This window comes from Sutcliffiella horikoshii (genome assembly GCF_044809035.1).
GTDB lineage: Bacteria > Bacillota > Bacilli > Bacillales > Bacillaceae_I > Sutcliffiella_A > Sutcliffiella_A horikoshii_G.
This window is the reverse complement of the sequence record NZ_CP085237.1, coordinates 1,444,198-1,460,345: the sequence shown is the minus strand read 5'-3', so window position 1 is coordinate 1,460,345 and position 16,148 is coordinate 1,444,198. Positions and strand designations below refer to the sequence as shown.

Here is a 16,148-nt window from a genome sequence, read left to right as displayed (position 1 = left end):
ATCTACTCTAATTCATATTCATTTAAATGAACAAAGCTGAATCCCTGTTCCAGTAAGGCCAGAACTGCCTCTTTCACACCCTCTGCTGTGTCGCTTTGCGGCTGATTCATATGTAGAATGATGATTGATCCTGGTTTTACTTTTAACATTTCTTGGGTTACTTCCTCTTTGGCAAAAGTTGCACCACCATCACCAATGATATCAAAGTTGACCACTTGCACCCCCAAATCTTCTGCAATCTGGACGGAGGTGTCATCGTAAAATGCTGTACCTGAACGAAAATATTTAGGTACCTCCCCGGTTATCTCATATATTTTCTGTTGATTGGTCATTATCTCATCCACTATTTCTTCTTGAGAAGAAGTACTGGAAATTCCCCATGCACTTCGTGGAGTTATGGAAAGCGGTTTATGCTCTGTACCATGGTTTTGAATGGTGAAGAGTGGATTTTTTGCAAGCTTAACAAGTGTTTCCTGTTGTAAATCAATCCACCTTGCATTTACAAAGAGGTCCGCTTTAATGTTGTTTTCTATTAAAAAAGTTAATAATTCTTCATCATAACCGCTCCCATTTTCTCCTCCACAGGCATCCAACGTAAGCGCTACGACTTTTTCTTCTGTTTTTAATCGTGTCTTAACTCCAGAGACATACTCAGAAAATTGCGACGAATCACTATAAACTTGTGCATTTACTTCTAAGGCGAGCTTCTCCAGATTTTGTTTTACTCTATCGTGTTCTATCTTTTCAGTCTTTGGCATTTCCTTGTCCGCTTCTTTTTTGTCGCTGCTTTGTTGTTCTTTATGTTGTATCTCGTTGTTTTCAACATTTTCACTAGTTACTCTCGTGTTCGTCTCCGTTGTACACCCCATTGTAATCAAAACCATAAGCATGAAAACCACTGAATTTTTCCCCATTTTTCTTTCATCCCCTGTATTTTTTGACATACTTCCAAAGTAATAACTTTAGGAACTAAAAAAGATGACCAGGTGAAAGACTCACTTTGGAAACGAGTGAGCACAATCAACTGGTCAGCCTGTATCCTTTTCTTCTATGTTGTAGGAATGGTCTCTGTAAGCGGAAAGGCCTTAACTGCTTTTAGGGTAATTTCTTTTTCATCAAAAGGAACGGATTCATTTCCGATTAATTGATAATTTTCATGACCCTTTCCGGCAATGAGGATAACATCCCCTTCTCCTGCTATTTCAACAGCTCGTATGATTGCTTGTTCACGATCAGGAATGCATTCAAAGTTATCATGAACAGCTCCGGCAGCCATCCCCTGGACAATTTCTTCTCCAGGCTCATCCAGCGGGTTATCCGTAGTGAAAATGACATATTCCGATTTTTCGGTAGCTATTCTACCCATTTTAGGACGTTTGTCTTTGTCTCTTCCTCCACCTGTACCGATGATGGAGATTATTTTGTGCTGAGAGAACATCCTAATGCTGTCCAGCACTTTTCCGATTGCATCTTCTGTATGGGCATAATCAATTATGACATTGCGTTTATCCCCTGTCTTAAGCGTCTGCATACGTCCGCTTGGCGGCGAAGTCTCTCTTAGATGGTTCAAAATTCGTTCAAATGGCATCCCTTTGTCCCATAGAACAGAAATGACGGATAAAATGTTATAAACGTTAAATTCGCCAACAAACGGAATTTCCAATTCAAATTCGCCAAAATTCGTTTCAAGTATGAAGCTTGTCTTATTTTCAAAAAACTTAATGTCTCTCGCTTTAAAATCAGCATCATTCTTAATTCCATAAGTGATGATTCTAGCACTTGTCATTTGGATATAATCCTCGGTTGCCTCATCGTCCACGTTTAATATTGCTGCTTTGTCCTTCCGGAGGTCTTGACCTAATTGGGCAAAAAGCAAGCCTTTGGCATTTTTGTAGTGTTCCATCGTCCCATGAAAATCAAGATGATCTTGGGTCAGGTTAGTAAATACACCGTTTTGAAATTCAACCCCTGCAAGCCGACCTAGAACTAGCCCGTGAGATGAAACTTCCATTACTACATCGGTTACTCCTGCTTCTACCATATCTTTGAGCATCCGCTGCATGGTTAGTACGTCACTCGTTGTATTCTTACTTGCAAATTTTTCCCCATCAATATCAATTTCAATGGTACCGCTTAGTCCCGTTTTGTATCCTTCTTTTCTCATTACGTTATTGATGACACTTGATACGGTCGTTTTCCCGTTTGTTCCTGTAACCCCGACAATTCGCAGCTTTGTGGATGGGTAATCAAAAAATGTATTGGCCAACTGACCTAAAGCACGTTCAGTGTCTCTAACATGCACATAACAGACTCTCTCATCCATTTGTTCAGGCATATCTTGGACCACAATTACACTTGCGCCCTTTTCAATAGCTGATGGTATGTAGCGATGACCGTCAACTGTATAACCTTTAATACAAACAAAAACTGAATCTGTCGTCACTTGTCTAGAATCAGAAAAAATATTAGAAACGGATAAAGGAAAATCACCGTAAATTTTTAATGTTGAAACATTGGAAAATAATACATTTGTTTTCATCACATTCACTTCCTTTTCTGATACTAAAAATGTTAATTATAGTATCTTCATAAAAATCTTTATGTATCTTACCGATTTTTACAAATTAGTGTAAGAGTATAATTAAACCTAGCTTGGTTAAACTATACCCTTTATTCTACAAAATTTGCGCTGAAAGTGAAAGAAAAAGCTGCCGTTGGGTACGACAGCTTCGAGTCTTACAATGCTTGATCATTTACTTCATTCAGATATGCTTCAATCTCCCCGACTACTGACTCTACGCAACCATCCTCAAATGGAGAACGGAGCCCTGCAAATTTCACCAGGTCCACAAAGGACTTGCTTCCGCCTTGTTTGCATAACTCCAGATAAGAGTTCCATGCAGATTCAGAGTTTTCTTGAGAGAGCTTCCAATATTGCAAAGCACAAATTTGGGCCAATGTGTAATCAATATAATAGAATGGAGTGCGATAAATATGGCCTTGACGCTGCCAGAATCCGCCTGTTTCTAAGTACGAGTTCCCGTCATAATCACGACCAGGCATGTATTTCTTTTCTAATTCTCTCCAAGCTTGATTTCTTTCTGCTGGAGATGCATCCGGATTTTGGTAAACGTAATGTTGGAATTCATCCACCGCTACACCGTATGGCAAGAAAGAGATCGCTCCGCTTAAATGGGAGAACTTATATTTTTCTGTATCCTCTTTGAAGAACAAGTTCATCCACGGCCATGTGAAAAATTCCATGCTCATGGAGTGAATTTCACAAGCCTCGTATGTTGGCCAATTATACTCTGGCACATCAAAATCACGGCTCATATATACTTGGAATGCATGTCCCGCTTCATGGGTCAAAACGTCAATGTCTCCACTTGTTCCGTTGAAATTCGAGAAGATATACGGTGCCTTGTATGTCGGGATATAGGTGCAATATCCGCCGGCTTCCTTCCCTTTCTTCGCAACAAGGTCCATCAAATTCCTATCAATCATAAATTGGAAAAATTCTTTTGTTTCATCAGACAGTTCTTCATACATTTGTTTGCCGTTCTCAATAATCCACTCAGGTGTCCCTTTCGGTTTAGCGTTTCCTGTTTTGTATTTAAAGCCTTCATCATAATATTTCATGGAATCTACACCGATACGATCCTGTTGCCTTTTAGTCAGGTTCCCTACTAAAGGAACGATGGAGTCTTTTACTTGATCACGGAATTTAGCCACCATCTCCGCGTTATAATCGGTACGGGTCATACGCGCATATCCTAGTTCGACGAAATTATCATAGCCAAGCTTCTTTGCCATTTTTGTACGCACTTTAACAAGTTGGTCAAAGATTTCATCGAACTCTTCTTGGTTCTCTTGGAAGAAACCGAATTTCGCTTCGCTTGCTTGCTTGCGAACGGCACGGTCCTCAGACTCTGTATATGGATCCAACTGTGCCAAAGTAAGCTCTTCTCCGTTAAAATTGATTTTTGCGGAAGCAACCAACTTTGAGTACTTGGTGGAAAGTTTATTTTCAAGCTGAAGATCTTCGATAATCGAATCATCGAATGTCTTTAATTCACATTCCGCCAAAGCGAATAGCTGTGTTCCCCATTTTTCTTTAAGCTCGTTTCTGAACCGCGACTTGACCAGAGCTTTGTAGAATTTTGTTTCCAAAGATTTCGTTAGAGGTTCGATTTCATCTAGGAAATCTTGCTCTTCTTTGTAATATTCATCGTTCGTATCGATAGAATGGCGAATATAGACTAAATTGAAATCAGTGCTTAATTGATTTCGAACATCATTAATCTCCTTAATCGCTTCCTCCTGCATACCAACAGAATCTGCCGCCTCAAACCTCTCTACAGCAGCCATAAACCTCTTCTCTACCTCATCCATATTAGGACGACTATAACCAAACTCTTCAAATCTCATATGTATTATCCCCTTTACAAACAGACTTCACCTTATTACTATTCGACATAAATTAAAAAGTTCCTTGTGGGGTCTGACCCCACAAGGAACTTTTTTTCAAACAAAAAACCGACCTTTGCACGGAAAGGTCAGTCTTTTTGTTGGGCATGTAGGCCAAGTTTTTTGATGAGTTGGATGGCTTGTTCTTTTTCTTGTTGAGATAGGCCCTCTACAAGTGTATGGATGTGTTGTTCGTGTTTGGGAAATATTTCATTTAGGAGTTGTTTACCTTCGTCCGTAATTTGAGCGTAGGTTACCCTTCTGTCTTTTGGACAAGCTTTTCGAACTAAGAGTCCTTTGTTTTCCAACTTATCTACGACATATGTGATACTGCCACTTGCCAATAATATTTTTCCGCCGATCTGCTGTAACGGTTGTTCCCCTTTGTGGTAAAGAAGTTCTAGCACTGCGAATTCGGTTGGATTCAACTTAAAACTTTGGATAGATTGATTTGCTTTGTCATTCAATGCACGAAACGCTCTAGATAATACAATGAACAATTTTAATGAAGTATCGAGCTCGTGTCTTTCTGCCATAATAGTCATTCCTTTTTTGAAAAATATCTTGAATTAAGACTAATGGTATAGTAATTGAAGTGATTCGTCAAATGAAATTCAAGTAAATGTGGTACAATAGCCTTATTACAAGATGAGGAGAAAGGAAAAACAACGATGTCACAAGTAGTAATAGGAAGTGTGTTAGCCGCCATGTCAACAGGCGTAGGAGCCTTGCCAATTTTATTTTTGAATAACACATTGACTCACAGATGGAGAGATACACTCCTTGCATTTACGGCAGGCATCATGATGGCTGCTGCGACCATGAGTTTAATACCAGAGGCTCTTTCCTATGGAGGAGTTATACCATTGGCAATCGGATTGCTTTTGGGGGTCATTACCTTAACACTCTTGGAGAGGTCCATTCCACATATTGATTTAGAGCATAATCGAAAGGGAATTGCTTTTGATCAGAAGGCAATGTTGATTGTTGCAGCAATTACATTACATAATATACCTGAGGGGCTTTCTGTTGGGGTAAGCTATGCATCAGATGCAGCAGACACTGGAAATTTAATTGCATTTGCCATAGGATTACAAAACGCACCTGAAGGATTTTTGGTAGCATTATTCCTGATTAATCAGAGGATTACTAAACTGAAGGCTTTTATCGTTGCTACTCTAACTGGGGCAGTCGAGATACCAATGGCTTTATTAGGATACTATCTCACTTCGGTTGTCTCATCCCTTGTTCCATACGGTCTTGCTTTTGCAGCAGGAGCGATGCTTTATATTATCTATAAAGAATTGATTCCTGAAAGTCATGGTGATGGGAATGAAACGACCTCCACCTACTCTTTCATCTTCGGACTGCTGTTCATGATCTTTTTAACTCAGTTGTTTTAACCGCTCATTCAGGGCGGTTTTTTTAATTCCAATCAGTTAAACTATTTTTTCTCATATATTATTTCTTGGTATTGGTATATCAACTCATCTAAATCCTGGCTGCATTTGACCGTCTGTTCACTTATATACCCAGTTTTATTGGCGACTGCTATCATCGTATCTCTTTTCTCTTTAATAAGTAATAATAGTTGATCTACATACCCTTCATAAGACATGCGACTCGCCCCTTCTCCAGCAAAAATTCCACAATTGAAATTATTACAAAAATTTCTATAATTGTAAATAGAAACGCAAAGTTAGACATATTTTTCATGGAATTATTTTTGTTTAAAAGTGGAAACTAGGACAAAGTATCTAGGGAGAGTAGACCTTGAATGGCTACTTCAAACTGCCTGGTGCAAATTTTGTCGAATAAAAAAATAGAATTAGATAAGTAGGTGCAGAAATGAAAATTATTTTTACTGTCATGTTAAGCAGTATGATTATGTTTTGTTACCCTTCTGTTAATCCATCGGCTGAGGAACATCCTACCAATAAAGTAGCAATAGTCATTGATGATTTTGGCAACAATATGAAAGGTACCGAAGAAATCCTCCATTTACCTGTCTCGTTGACAGTAGCTGTCATGCCTTTTCTGACCACCACAAAACAAGATGCCGAGATGGCCCACCGCTTAGGCCATGAAGTGATCCTTCACCTACCGATGGAGCCCATCAAAGGAAAAAGAAGCTGGCTAGGACCTGGAGCCATTACTTCCAACCTTACTAATGAAGAAATATACCAAAGAGTTAATGATGCTATTGATTCGGTTCCTTACGCGGTAGGAATCAATAATCATATGGGTTCTAAAATTACAGCTGACAAACGTATTATGAAAATTATATTAGGGATCTGCAAAGAGAGAAACCTCTACTATTTAGATAGTAAAACAACTAAAAAAAGTGTGGTTGCGGAATTAGCAACTGATTTGGGGGTCCCTTTCCTCGAGAATGAGTTATTCTTTGACGAAGTTTACTCTACTAATCACATTGTGAAACAAACTACCCAGCTTATAAAAAAAACAGAAGTGGATGATTCCATCATAGCTATTGGCCATGTAGGGATGGTTGGGGAAAAAACAGCAAGCGTGCTAAAACAGTATATACCTAAACTGCAGGAAAAAGCAGAAATTGTCACACTTTCTAACATACTGATTGATAAAGAAATTTTACTACATTAAAGAATGGCAAAAAATCACCATAACGAAGAAAGAGCAGCTCCAATTTGGAAACTGCTCTTTTCCTTATTTTTGTACATCAATTTGATCAACATGCGTGACTCGGAATTCTTTCTCCCCGAGCTTCTTTACTAACTTGTTTAATTTTTCTTGCGGCAATTCAGCTGGCAAGTTAACAATTATTCTACGCAAATATTTTTCCCCATTATCAAGGGTTAACATTCCGTCGATATTGACGTCCTTTAACATGGATACTAGATCTTTAATTGCTCCTTTGTGCTCGATGGTGGCGATAGTAAGGGTATAGCCGCCCGTTTTCATTCCAAAAGAGTCGGCAAGGACATCCATGACATTAGCATGTGTCAGAATCCCAAGAAACTCATTTTCTTCATTTAAAACCGCGATAAACGGAAGTCGTTTAATCGTGAAAAACGCTTTAAAGAAAGAATCCTCTTCAAAAATAAAGGCATCTTGATTACTGATCAACACTTCAAGCGAATCGTCGGCACTTCCCTTTTGTTCGTATAAATAATCCAACAAGTGTACTTTGTAGACTAAACCTACGAATGTCTGCCCATCATTGGAAAGAATGGGAATGCACCTGTAGCCAGTATCCTTTATTTTTTCATAAGCTTGTTTAATCGTATAAGTCGGTTCACAGAATTCCACATCGTGTTTTGGCACAAAATTATAACGCACCTTCATATCTCTCACTCCTTAAACAATTTCTCTCTAGAATATGTATGTTATAAAACTACTATAACAGTAGCATATTCATCAAATAAGGTAAAGAAAATTCATAATATTAACACAATTTATTTACATTTTTGCAAACCTATTTGGCTGCATTCGCAGCTACTTGTACCGCATCCCACACAGTGGCAAATGGAGGGGCGTAGCATAAATCAAGCATGGCAATTTGCTTTGTCGTCATGCCGCATGTAATGGCCGTCGCATAAACATCCAGTCTTTTGGCAATGGATTCATCCTTCCCAACAAGTTGTGCTCCCAGGAGCTTTTGTGAATCTTTTTCATATACAAGTTTGATATGAATCGATTCTGCCCCAGGATAATAGGATGCATGGTTATTTGCTTCAATGATTACTTTTTCAATATTTACGTTTTCTTGCTGTGCCTGTTTCTCTGAAAGTCCCGTCATCGCTGCTGTCCACTCTAGGATTTTCACGACATTTGTTCCAAGGATTCCATCAAATTTTGTTGGAATTCCGGCAAGATTATCAGCAGCCACCCTTCCATGCTTATTCGCTGTCGTACCAAGCGCTATGTTTACAGGTCTATTTAAAAGAAGGTGATTGCTTGTTGCACAGTCTCCCGCTGCGTAAATGGACTTAATGTTTGTTTCCTGTTGAGAGTCAACAATAATCGCACCATTTTCAAGCATATCTAAGCCAAGCTCTTTAACAAATTCCGTGTTTGGTTTAATGCCTATATTTACAATTACCGCATCGACGTCGTAAGAGTTTTTGTCTGTCACGATGCTTGTCACTTTTCCCTCTTCCATTCTCAGTTCTTTTACTTCTTCTCCAGTTCGGATCCCAACTCTGTCTATCAGAGATTCAGATATAATGTTGGCCATTTCCTCATCATAATTAGGAAGAATTTGATTTTGCAATTCAATGACGAATACCTCTTTCCCAAGCTCAATCATGGTTTCGACAAGCTCCATTCCGATATATCCGCCACCTATGATACCAACCTTTTTAATATTTTCATCTTGGTAGTACTTACGCATTTCGATTCCATCATTCAATGTTTTTAACGTATGCACATTGCTTGCCTCTTCTGGAATGAATGGTGGAACAATTGGTTTTGCCCCTGTAGCAATCAAAAGTTTATCATAATGAACGTAGGTTTCTTCCCCAGATTTGAGGTTTTTCACTTTCACCTTTTGGTTAGAGTGGTCTACATTTGTCACTTCATGATGGATATGAACCTCTATATCTCGCTCCTCAAATTCCTCTACCGTTCTAGACAGCAGATCTTTATGAGATTTCGTCACACCAGATATGTAATATGGCAACCCGCAAGCGCCGTAAGAAACGTGTTCATCTTTTTCAAATACACTGATTTTCACTGTTTGATCAAGACGTCTTAACTTGGAGGCAGCGCTCATTCCCCCTGCAATTCCACCGATTATCACCACATGCTCCATATGGATTTCCTCCTATACCTACCTTTGATTTCTTACCATTATATTCCCTCTAAGAAGATAAAGTAGTCATCGAAAAGTATTTTTAAACCATTAAAATTTGTTAATCGCCGCTGTTCCTTTCCGCAAATGGCCGCGCTTTCCGCGGGACGGTGCTTGAGCCTCCTCACTTCGTTGCGGGGTCTCAATCTACCGTTACTCCCCCGCTGGAGTCTTCGCCATTTGCTCCAATCCACAGCTAAAAATCGCGTATATGTTACGTTAATTCTTATTCAGGTAACTCAGTTGATGCCTTTCCATAAAACCTTAAGTGATTGAAGCCACTTTGTTGATTGTAGTGGGAGGCGCGTAGACGCCCGCGGGAGGAAGGGACAGGGGAGACCCCGCAGGCGAAGACGAGGAGGCTCCCGGACCGCCCGCAGGCAAGCGAAGCGCCTGGAACGGAAATCAACCGGATATTACGTTCCCTTAATTTCATAAAAAAACAGATGACCCATCCAATGTTTGGTCATCTGTTAATGATTACTTATTTACTTCCTCTTTTTCATAGATTGGAACCCATCCTTCTGTTGTTACGAAAATGCGAACAGCCACTACTTTACGGTCCTCCATCAAGGTGAAAAAGTGGCGGACATTTGGAGGAACAGAGATTAAATCACCTGGCTCCAATTCTACATCAAAGAAAGAACCATCCTTTCCTTGAATAACAAAGATACCATGACCACTCACGATCAAACGAACTTCATCATCTGTATGATGATGCTCTTTGTTAAAGTTTTGAAGAAGTTGCTCCAAGTTGGGTGTTGCATCAGATAAAGAGATAACGTCTTGTGCCTTGTAACCTCGTTTTACGGATATTGCAGCAATTTCATCTTTGAACACAGTTAGGATTTCTTCTTTATTTTCGTCTGACAAAGAGAAGTTTTCTTGTAGATGGGAAGGTAATTTAGCAATATCCCAATTCTCATAGATTACTTCGTTTTTGTTTAAGAAGCTTTCTACCTCTTCTTTCCCGACAATTCGTTCGTTTGTTTCATGCAATCTGATTTCTGCCATATTAGATTCCTCCTAAGGTTATATAGATATTTTCGGTTGGACCAAGTTTTTTACACTTAATAGTTTTAAATGATAAGAGAATAAGAACTCCCATGCTTCCAAATACTTTTTTGCCTCGAAAGCTGTTTTCCCCCACACGGTGATCCCATGATTTCGAATCAGGACTGCTCCTGCATCTTCATTGACGTAATCTGAAAATTCTTCTGCCAGAGTCGGAATATCGGCATGGTTTTTGATGATCGGAATCCTTACCTCAGCATCCTCTTCCCAAAATCCGAATGCTTTTATGATTTCTTGTCCGCTGAAAGTTATTTCGCCTATCTCACCATACAACTCAGATATCACGTTATTGTCTACGGTATGAACATGCAAAGAGCAACCTGCCTCCGTTTTACGATAAACTTCCAAGTGAAGAAGGGTCTCAGCAGAAGGCCTCAACGCTGTCGGTTCCACCGCTTTTCCTTGATCATTTACAAGAAGGAAATCTTCATTCGTTTTTTTTCTTTTATCCTTTCCGCTCGAGGAAACCAAAAACGTCAACGGCTCTTTGGAAACCTTAATAGAAAGGTTTCCGCTTGTCCCAAAAAACCAATCTCTGTTAGCCAACTCCTCTTTGACATCTGAGAGCTCCGTCCATCTCTTCAATAACTCACTCATACGCTCACCTTCCCTTTTTTAATAATGTTTATTACATCAAAGAAAGTGTCAAAAGTAGAAAAAGGAATGGAATGCTCGTTGCATTTCTCAACCAAAAAGTCTCTTGCAATCACTTGATCTGCCATTTTTGCCGCTTCTAAATCTGTAATAGAATCCCCGATAACAATTTTGTAGGTGTCTGCCTCTGCAATTTTTCGGATGATGGAAGGCTTGCAACACCCACAATCGTTTACACATTCCCCATCACAAGGGTGTGGCCATTGAATGGCTATTCTTTCCCCTGAGAAATCTGATCCGTTACAATAGATTTTCTCTTTACTTACCAAACCCTGAAGAAGTGGTTCTACAAAAAAATCAATGCCGCCGGAGACGATATATAATGGGATTTCTTCTTCCTTTGTAAAAGTTACAAACTCTTTAAAGCCATCACGGATTTCTGCATGTTCGACAATATAGTCTGTTATCTCTTCTTTCTTGTGGGACGGAAGCAAATCAAACATTCTCCCCACACCATCTTTAATGGAAATCTCCTGTGATAATACTTGGTTTTTAATACTATCCCATTCCACCGGTGCAAATTCTTTCATGATAGCGATGATATTATCACTATTGGTGATAGTCCCATCAAAATCACAGAAGATAATCGGTTTCTTCCTTGTCATCTTGTTACCTCCACACTACCCCACTGCTCTAGAGCAACCCTTAATTCCTTGTGGGTTTCCGCATAGCTTTCAAGGGATTGGCCAGACAAAACTGCATCAACCGCTTGTCGGAAAGATTCCCCTCCCGCAGCAGCTCCAAGATTATGCCCATGAATCCCACCACCTGCATTAATTACGGAATCGACACCGAAATCCTGATAAAGCAATGGCACTAAGCCAGGGTGAATTCCTGCGGATGGGACCGGGAGTGTTCTTTTAATATGGTCAGCTGATGTTATTAATTCATCACGAATGCCCAGCGCATGCTCTTTCGGCAAGGCGACACTTCCATATGGAGACGGGAACAAGGAAAAGTCGGCACCAGCGTATCTTAAGAGTTTTCCTAGCAGCAAAGAATTGGATATACCATAAAACTCTGATGGAGTAAGTGCTCCACTTACTGCTGGATGTGCCATGATGGGAATATTAATCTCTTTATCCTCTGCCAAACTATGAAGTGCATCCAGACCATATGCGAAAACATTGAATAACAGCATGTCAGCACCAAGTTCTACTGCTTGTCTTGCTTTATCTTTCAAATCAAAAGTACGCCCCGTCAAATTTACGGCATATCTGGCACGGTGACCTGTTTCTGTGAACACTTCCTCTAATACCCTTTTACCTTCTTTAATCCTCTTTTCAAAAGGGGTTAGCTCGTTTTCGAACAGAATTTCGTCGTCTTTAATGAAATCGACGTTTCCTAGGGCCTGCTCCCTTAACTGATCTGTAAGAAAAGTGATATCACGTCCGATAACTCCTTTAAAAATACTCATGATAAATGGTCTATCATATACTCCCGTAAGATGTCGTATTCCATCTATTCCAAATTTAGGACCTGGATAAGCTGCTATTAACTCCCCACTAAACGATAAATCCAGCAATTTAATTTCACCGTCTAGTGAAAGCTTTCCAAATACAGTAGTCAAGATCGCAGGCAGGTCATTGCTAAAATTTAAACCGGGATAGGCAATCTGAATGACTCCACGCCTCGTTGATCTTCCAAAATAAACATCTACTCTGTCATCTGAAGAAATCTCCTTCACACTTACGACTCTGCCTTTATGTTTTTTTAACTGCTCTTGTTCAAGCTTATGTAAATCGGTCCAAGAACCCACCGTTAGCCCTAGAGCGATACCTTCTGCTTTTTTTTCAAAATCCCCTTTCTGATCATGTACAAGATAGGTTGCTAGGATTTCTGACATTATGTACACCCTTTCTGATGATGATGAAAAACAAAAAACCTCTTCCATAAGAAGAGGTTAGTCTATATCTAACGTCCTCTTATCTATCAGCTTGATGCTGCAAGATTTAGCACCGTGCTTAATTGAATAAGTCGGTTGCCGGGTTTCATCGGGCTAGTCCCTCCACCTGCTCTTGATAAGATTGGATTATATTAATAAAATTTAAATTCTTTTTTCACCATTGTTGATTTTTCTGAATTCTAGTTGAGATTATGCCATCATTCTGCCTTTATGTCAACAGACTATTCAGAAAATCTTTAACTCTCTGATTCGTTGAACTGCTTCTTGTAATCTTTCAGTACTGGTTAACAAGCCAACCCGAACATATCCCTCACCATGGGCTCCAAAACCAATACCTGGCGCTACGACAACGTGCGCCTCTTCAAGAAGCTTGTCCGCAAACTCCGCGGAAGTAAACCCTTCCGGCACTTTTAGCCATGCAAAAAAGGATCCTTTGGGTGCATTAACTTCCCAACCAATTCCCTGTAACCCCTGAATAAGGACATTCCTTCTTTCCTCATAGAGTTCCACCAGCTCTTGGACACATGTCTGCTTGTCTAACAATGCTGTGGCAGCTGCTTCTTGGATACCGCCAAAAATACTCACATACATATGGTCCTGCAAAAGATTGATTGCTTTAATCACACTTTCATTCCCCACTGCAAAGCCCACACGCCAGCCAGCCATATTAAAAGTTTTCGACAAAGTGTAAATTTCAATGCCGACATCCTTCGCACCAGGGGTCTGCAAGAAGCTGAGCGGTTTTTTACCATCAAACCCGATAGCACCATAGGCAAAGTCATGTACAACACAAATATCATGGGCATTGGCAAGTTCCACGGTTTCCTTGAAAAATGCAGAATTCGCCACAGCTCCTGTCGGATTATTGGGATAATTGAGGAACATTAGTTTAGCCGCTTCCAAAACTTCCGGATTGATATCTTCATAGTTTGGTAAAAAATGATATACTTCTTTTAACGGCATGTATTCCATGTTCGCTTTAGCCAATGCCACACCAGACCAATAATCAGGATAACCAGGGTCTGGGACAAGGACGGTATCCCCTTCATTCAATAAACATTGGGGAATCTCCACAAGTCCCGCCTTGCCCCCAAACAAAATGGCTACTTCACGATCTGGATTTATGTCAACATAGTATTCTCGTTTATAAAAAGTTGCAATGGCTTCTTTGAAAAATTGATGACCCTGAAAGGGAGAATATTTATGATGGTCCGGTTTCCCCGCAGCATCCTGTAACGATTTTACAATATGCTCAGGGGTCGGCTGATCAGGGTTTCCTTGGCCGAGATTAATCACATCATGGCCTTGAGCCACGACCTTACCTACTTTTTCAACCAAGGAAGCAAAGAACTGTTTAGGCAGTGTATTTAATAATTCAGATTGTTTGAAGTGTTTCACCTTTTTCACCTACTTAAAAAATTCTTGAAATCCTAGTCACAAATCATATATTGTTAGATTCAACTTGTAAAGTATTTTTTAATGCGGAGGGATAGACCCATGAAATGGAAAATAGCTTGTATCCAGTTTGATGTAGCCTTCGGTGACCCCGAAGCCAATATAGAAAAAGTATGTGAACTGTTGACAGTAGCAGGCAAAGATCGTCCAGATATTATCGTCCTTCCAGAACTTTGGTCCACAGGCTATGACCTTGGCCGCCTTGATAAAATTGCAGATTCCGGAGGGTTTGTTACGACCAAATTTTTAAAGTCCGCTGCCAAAGAACTTAAAGCTCACATTGTTGGTGGTTCTGTCGCTAAAAAAACGAACAAAGGAATTTATAACACGATGATTACTGTCAACAAAGAAGGGGAAGTTGCCGGCGAATACAGCAAATTGCACCTTTTTCGCTTAATGGACGAGCATCACTTCCTTCAACCTGGAAAAACAGATGGCATGTTTGAGCTTGACGGAGAAACTTGTGCGGGGTTCATTTGTTATGATATTCGTTTTCCAGAATGGATACGTGCACACACCACCAAAGAGGCAAAGGCGATCTTTGTCGTTGCTGAGTGGCCATTGGCAAGGGTTGACCATTGGCGTTCCCTTCTAATCGCACGGGCCATTGAGAATCAATGCTATGTCATTGCGTGCAACCGTTCAGGTGCCGATCCGAAAAATGCTTTTGCCGGACATTCAATGATTATTGACCCTTGGGGGGAGATTTTGGCGGAAGCAGGAGAAACCGAAGAGATCATTACTGCCGAGATAGATTTGGAGAAAGTGGAAGAAGTAAGAAAAAGAATCCCGATCTTCGAAGACCGCAGACCGCAATACTATTAAATTATAATCTTAAGTTGATTGGTTAATTACCGCTGTTACTTTCCGCAAATGGTTGCGCTTTCCGCGGGACGATGCTTGAGCCTCCTCACTTCGTTGCGGGGTCTCAACCTATCGTTACTCCCCCGCTGGAGTCTTCACCATTTGCTCCAATCCACAGCTAGAAATTACTTTATTAATTTAAGAGGTTTTTCATTAACCTTAGGTGACTGAAGTCACTTTGTTGATTGGAGTGGAAGGCGCGTAGACGCCCGCGGGAGGAAGGGACAGGTGAGACCCCGGAAGGCGAAGCCTGAGGAGGCTCACGGACCGCCCGCAGGCAAGCGAAGCGCCTGGAACGGAAATCAACTGTATTATAGATTCTCTCATTCTTTCACTCTTTCACAACAAAAAGGACTCCGCATTGGAGTCCTTTTCTATTTGGCTAGCATTATTTTGTAACGTTAGCAGCTTGAGGTCCACGAGCACCTTCAACGATTTCAAAAGATACTTCTTGGCCTTCTTCTAAAGTTTTGAAACCTTCGCCTTGGATTGCGGAGAAGTGTACGAATACGTCGTCTTGTCCTTCAACTTCAATGAATCCAAAACCTTTTTCTGCATTGAACCATTTTACTTTACCTTGTAACATGTTTGTTCCTCCTTGTGGTTAACCCACGTAAATATTACTATTCTTGCTCTTTCCAACATTTCAAGACGAAACCGTGTTTCTGACTTTCCATATTTCCGAACAAAAATAATAGTTTAATAATAACAGGTGACTATCATTTTTTCAAGGTTTTAACCAAACAATTCATACAATTCCGTTTAATTTTCCAAACAGTCTGATACTTACTCATAATAAAAATTTTTCAAAAAACTTATTGACTTTTTTCCCGGCACCTTGGTATTATTTTCATCAAGCAATAATTTTCAAACAATTTCATACATTCACAATTA

General features: G+C 40.1%; 16 protein-coding genes and 1 riboswitch. Of the genes, 3 read left to right on the top strand and 13 right to left on the bottom strand.

The window, feature by feature from the left end; all coding sequences use genetic code 11:
- Positions 1-2: 2 nt before the first annotated feature.
- The 4 genes from LG307_RS07715 to LG307_RS07700 all read right to left on the bottom strand — a co-directional run bounded on the left by LG307_RS07715 (position 3) and on the right by LG307_RS07700 (position 5,006).
- Entirely contained in the window at positions 3-914 is a 912-nt protein-coding gene (locus tag LG307_RS07715; protein ID WP_404449528.1) for a polysaccharide deacetylase family protein, read from the bottom strand.
- A 134-nt stretch (positions 915-1,048) separates the two neighbouring features.
- On the bottom strand, positions 1,049-2,539 hold the full coding sequence (locus LG307_RS07710; RefSeq protein WP_404449526.1) for a UDP-N-acetylmuramoyl-L-alanyl-D-glutamate--2,6-diaminopimelate ligase: 1,491 nt from the start codon (positions 2,537-2,539) through the stop codon (positions 1,049-1,051).
- Between the two features lie 197 nt (positions 2,540-2,736).
- Positions 2,737-4,431, bottom strand: coding sequence for a M3 family oligoendopeptidase (locus LG307_RS07705; protein WP_404449525.1), 1,695 nt, complete (start codon positions 4,429-4,431; stop codon positions 2,737-2,739).
- A 128-nt stretch (positions 4,432-4,559) separates the two neighbouring features.
- Complete coding sequence (locus LG307_RS07700; RefSeq protein ID WP_404449523.1) at positions 4,560-5,006, bottom strand: MarR family winged helix-turn-helix transcriptional regulator; 447 nt, start codon at positions 5,004-5,006, stop codon at positions 4,560-4,562.
- Between the two features lie 135 nt (positions 5,007-5,141).
- Between LG307_RS07700 and LG307_RS07695 the strand changes: the two genes are divergently transcribed.
- The gene (locus LG307_RS07695; RefSeq protein ID WP_404449522.1) at positions 5,142-5,873 is read left to right on the top strand and encodes a ZIP family metal transporter; all 732 of its coding nucleotides are present in this window, start codon (positions 5,142-5,144) and stop codon (positions 5,871-5,873) included.
- Positions 5,874-5,914: 41 nt separating this feature from the next.
- On the opposite strand, the gene LG307_RS07690 is transcribed toward LG307_RS07695, so the two are convergent.
- Positions 5,915-6,088: a Spo0E family sporulation regulatory protein-aspartic acid phosphatase gene (locus LG307_RS07690; RefSeq protein WP_404449520.1), complete on the bottom strand. Its 174-nt coding sequence runs from the start codon at positions 6,086-6,088 to the stop codon at positions 5,915-5,917.
- 230 nt (positions 6,089-6,318) lie between these two features.
- Between LG307_RS07690 and LG307_RS07685 the strand changes: the two genes are divergently transcribed.
- Complete coding sequence (locus LG307_RS07685) at positions 6,319-7,092, top strand: divergent polysaccharide deacetylase family protein (RefSeq protein ID WP_404449519.1); 774 nt, start codon at positions 6,319-6,321, stop codon at positions 7,090-7,092.
- 63 nt (positions 7,093-7,155) lie between these two features.
- Here LG307_RS07685 and cbpA read toward each other — a convergent pair whose 3' ends face one another.
- The 7 genes from cbpA to LG307_RS07650 all read right to left on the bottom strand — a co-directional run bounded on the left by cbpA (position 7,156) and on the right by LG307_RS07650 (position 14,333).
- Positions 7,156-7,794, bottom strand: a complete 639-nt coding sequence (gene cbpA, locus LG307_RS07680; protein WP_404449517.1) for a cyclic di-AMP binding protein CbpA — start codon at positions 7,792-7,794, stop codon at positions 7,156-7,158.
- Between the two features lie 130 nt (positions 7,795-7,924).
- Positions 7,925-9,262, bottom strand: coding sequence for a CoA-disulfide reductase (locus LG307_RS07675; protein ID WP_404449515.1), 1,338 nt, complete (start codon positions 9,260-9,262; stop codon positions 7,925-7,927).
- A 519-nt stretch (positions 9,263-9,781) separates the two neighbouring features.
- Complete coding sequence (locus LG307_RS07670; protein ID WP_404449514.1) at positions 9,782-10,315, bottom strand: 1,2-dihydroxy-3-keto-5-methylthiopentene dioxygenase; 534 nt, start codon at positions 10,313-10,315, stop codon at positions 9,782-9,784.
- An 18-nt stretch (positions 10,316-10,333) separates the two neighbouring features.
- A complete protein-coding gene (locus LG307_RS07665) occupies positions 10,334-10,972 on the bottom strand; it encodes a methylthioribulose 1-phosphate dehydratase (RefSeq protein ID WP_404449512.1) in 639 nt (212 codons plus the stop codon).
- Positions 10,969-11,634: a 2-hydroxy-3-keto-5-methylthiopentenyl-1-phosphate phosphatase gene (locus LG307_RS07660; RefSeq protein ID WP_404449511.1), complete on the bottom strand. Its 666-nt coding sequence runs from the start codon at positions 11,632-11,634 to the stop codon at positions 10,969-10,971. Before LG307_RS07660 ends, LG307_RS07665 begins: the two co-directional genes overlap by 4 nt.
- Positions 11,631-12,875 carry a 2,3-diketo-5-methylthiopentyl-1-phosphate enolase gene (gene mtnW, locus LG307_RS07655; protein WP_404449509.1) on the bottom strand — a complete coding sequence of 415 codons (1,245 nt, stop codon included), beginning with the start codon at positions 12,873-12,875 and terminating at the stop codon, positions 11,631-11,633. The genes LG307_RS07660 and mtnW overlap by 4 nt, the downstream gene beginning before the upstream one ends.
- Positions 12,876-12,951: 76 nt before the next feature.
- Positions 12,952-13,057, bottom strand: a riboswitch (SAM riboswitch).
- A 103-nt stretch (positions 13,058-13,160) separates the two neighbouring features.
- Positions 13,161-14,333 (bottom strand): pyridoxal phosphate-dependent aminotransferase, encoded by a 1,173-nt coding sequence (locus LG307_RS07650; protein ID WP_404449507.1) that lies wholly within the window; start codon positions 14,331-14,333, stop codon positions 13,161-13,163.
- A gap of 99 nt (positions 14,334-14,432) precedes the next feature.
- Here LG307_RS07650 and LG307_RS07645 point away from each other — a divergent pair, with 99 nt between their 5' ends.
- Positions 14,433-15,215, top strand: coding sequence for a carbon-nitrogen family hydrolase (locus tag LG307_RS07645; RefSeq protein WP_404449505.1), 783 nt, complete (start codon positions 14,433-14,435; stop codon positions 15,213-15,215).
- A gap of 427 nt (positions 15,216-15,642) precedes the next feature.
- Here LG307_RS07645 and cspD read toward each other — a convergent pair whose 3' ends face one another.
- Entirely contained in the window at positions 15,643-15,840 is a 198-nt protein-coding gene (gene cspD, locus LG307_RS07640; RefSeq protein WP_010192350.1) for a cold-shock protein CspD, read from the bottom strand.
- Positions 15,841-16,148: the final 308 nt, after the last annotated feature.